Genomic DNA, 2,557 nt, shown 5'->3' with positions numbered 1-2,557 from the left:
GCCTCCCGGTCGGGAGGCGGCCCGCTCGCATCTGCGCGGGGCGCGGTCAGTCGCCGATCAGCGCGTCCACGAAGGCGGCCGGCTCGAACGGCGCCAGGTCGTCGGCGCCCTCGCCGAGTCCGACCAGCTTCACCGGGACGCCCAGCTCGCGCTGGACCGCGATCACGATGCCGCCCTTGGCGGTGCCGTCCAGCTTGGTCAGCACGATGCCGGTGATGTCGACCACCTCGGCGAACACCCGCGCCTGCACCAGGCCGTTCTGGCCGGTGGTGGCGTCCAGCACCAGCAGCACCTCGTCGACCGGGCCGTGCTTCTCGACGACCCGCTTGACCTTGCCGAGCTCGTCCATCAGACCGGTCTTGGTGTGCAGCCGGCCGGCGGTGTCGATCAGCACGGTGTCGACGCCCTCGGCGATGCCCTCCTTGACCGCGTCGAACGCCACCGAGGCCGGGTCGCCGCCCTCCGGGCCGCGGACGGTGTGCGCACCGACCCGCTCGCCCCAGGTCTGCAGCTGGTCGGCGGCGGCGGCGCGGAAGGTGTCGGCGGCGCCGAGCACCACCCGGCGGCCGTCGGCGACCAGCACCCGGGCCAGCTTGCCGGTGGTGGTGGTCTTGCCGACGCCGTTCACGCCGACCACCAGGACGACCGCGGGGCCCTCCTCGTGCTTGGTGGAGCGGACGGTGCGGTCCGACTCGGGGCCGATCAGGGTGACCAGCTCCTCGTGGAGCAGGGTGCGCAGCTCCTCCGGGGAGCGGGTGCCGAGCACCTTGACCCGGGTGCGCAGCCGCTCGACGAGCTCCTGGGTGGGAGCCACGCCGACGTCGGCGGTGAGCAGGGTCTCCTCGATCTCCTCCCAGGTGTCCTCGTCGAGGCGGTCCCGGGAGAGCAGCGTGAGCAGGCCCTTGCCGATCGAGTTCTGCGACCGGGAGAGCCGGGAGCGCAGCCGGACGAGCCGGCCGGCGGTCGGCTCGGGCACCTCGACGGCCGGGGCCAGTTCGGCCTCGGCCGGGGCCTCCTCCTCGACGGTGGGGAGCTGCACCTCCTCGATCGTCTGGACGGGCGCCTCGCTGGGCGGGGCGGACTCCTCGCCGACCTGCGGCTCGCGCGGCGGCGTGATGACGGGTGCCTCGGGCTTCGGAGGCAGCGGCGTGCGTCGTCTGCCGTTGACGACGAGTCCCGCGATCGCGCCGATGGCGACCACGGCGATGACTACGGCAAGGATCACGTATTCCATAACCCCCCCAGTATCCGCGACGCCCCCGGCCGCCGGGAGTAGCCGGACGGCGTGGCTCAGTCGGCCGCGGCGCCGCCGGCCGCCCGGGCGGGGCGGGCCGCGGGTGCGTCCGGCCGCAGCCGCTGGCTGATCACCTGGGAGATGCCGTCGCCCTTCATGGTCACGCCGTACAGCGCGTCGGCGGACTCCATGGTGAGCTTCTGGTGGGTGATGACGATCAGCTGGGAGCTCTCCCGCAGCTCCTCCATGATCCCGATCAGCCGGCGCAGGTTGGTCTCGTCCAGCGCGGCCTCGACCTCGTCCATCACGTAGAAGGGGCTGGGGCGGGCCTTGAAGATGGCGACGAGCAGGGCGACCGCGGTCAGTGAGCGCTCGCCGCCGGAGAGCAGCGACAGCCGCTTGACCTTCTTGCCGGGCGGGCGGGCCTCCACCTCGACGCCGGTGGTGAGCATGGACTCCGGGTCGGTGAGGACGAGCCTGCCCTCGCCGCCGGGGAACAGCCGGGAGAAGACGCCCTCGAACTGGGCGGCGGTGTCGTGGAAGGCGGCGGTGAAGAGCTGCTCCACCCGGGTGTCGACGTCGCGGACGATGTCCATGAGGTCGCGGCGGCTCTTCTTGAGGTCGTCGAGCTGCTCGCCGAGGAAGCGGTGCCGCTCCTCCAGTGCGGCGAACTCCTCCAGCGCCAGCGGGTTGACCTTGCCGAGCTGCTGGAAGGCGCGTTCGGCGGCCTTCAGCCGCTTCTCCTGCTCGGCCCGGTCGTAGGGGCGGGGCTCGCCGGGCTCCTGGCCCTCCTCGGGCAGCGGCGGCGGGACGGGCCGGTCGGGGCCGTAGCCGTCCAGCAGCTCCTGGCCCTCGATGCCGAACTCCTCCAGGGCGCGGGCCTCCAACTGCTCGATGCGCAGCCGCTTCTCGGCGCGGAGCACCTCGTCGCGGTGGCCGGCGTCGACCAGCTTGTCGAGTTCGGCCTTGAGGGTGCGGCCGTGCTCGCGGGCGGCGCGCAGCTCGCCCTCGCGCGCGGCCCGGGCCTGTTCGGCCTCGGCGCGCTCGGCCTCGGCCAGGACGAGCGAGCCCTCGACGGCGGCGAGCAGCTGCCGGGCGCCGTCGGCGACGGCGGTGGCGACCAGGCTCTCGTGCCGGGCGCGTTCGCGGCGGCGGGCGGCGCGGGCGCGGGCCTCCCGCTCGGCGGCGGCGGCCCGGTCGAGCTGGTCGGCCCGGCCGGCCAGCGAGCGGACCCGCTCCTCGTGGGTGCGGACGGTGAGCCTGGCCTCCATCTCGGCCTGGCGGGCGGCGGTTCCGGCGGCGACGAGCCGGTCGCGTTCGGCG

Annotated in this window: 2 protein-coding genes; both read right to left on the bottom strand. The window is 74.5% G+C overall.

Annotated features, from left to right (window positions below):
* Positions 1-46 precede the first annotated feature (46 nt).
* On the bottom strand, positions 47-1,234 hold the full coding sequence (ftsY, locus tag ACFV0G_RS38185) for a signal recognition particle-docking protein FtsY (protein WP_380558107.1): 1,188 nt from the start codon (positions 1,232-1,234) through the stop codon (positions 47-49).
* Positions 1,235-1,290: 56 nt separating this feature from the next.
* The coding region (locus ACFV0G_RS38180) for an AAA family ATPase (protein ID WP_380558104.1) at positions 1,291-2,557 on the bottom strand (1,267 nt) is incomplete at its 5' end.

It is taken from the genome of Kitasatospora sp. NPDC059571, assembly GCF_042735675.1.
In the GTDB taxonomy this organism is placed as follows: Bacteria; Actinomycetota; Actinomycetes; order Streptomycetales; family Streptomycetaceae; genus Kitasatospora.
This window is presented reverse-complemented; position numbering and strand designations above follow the sequence as displayed.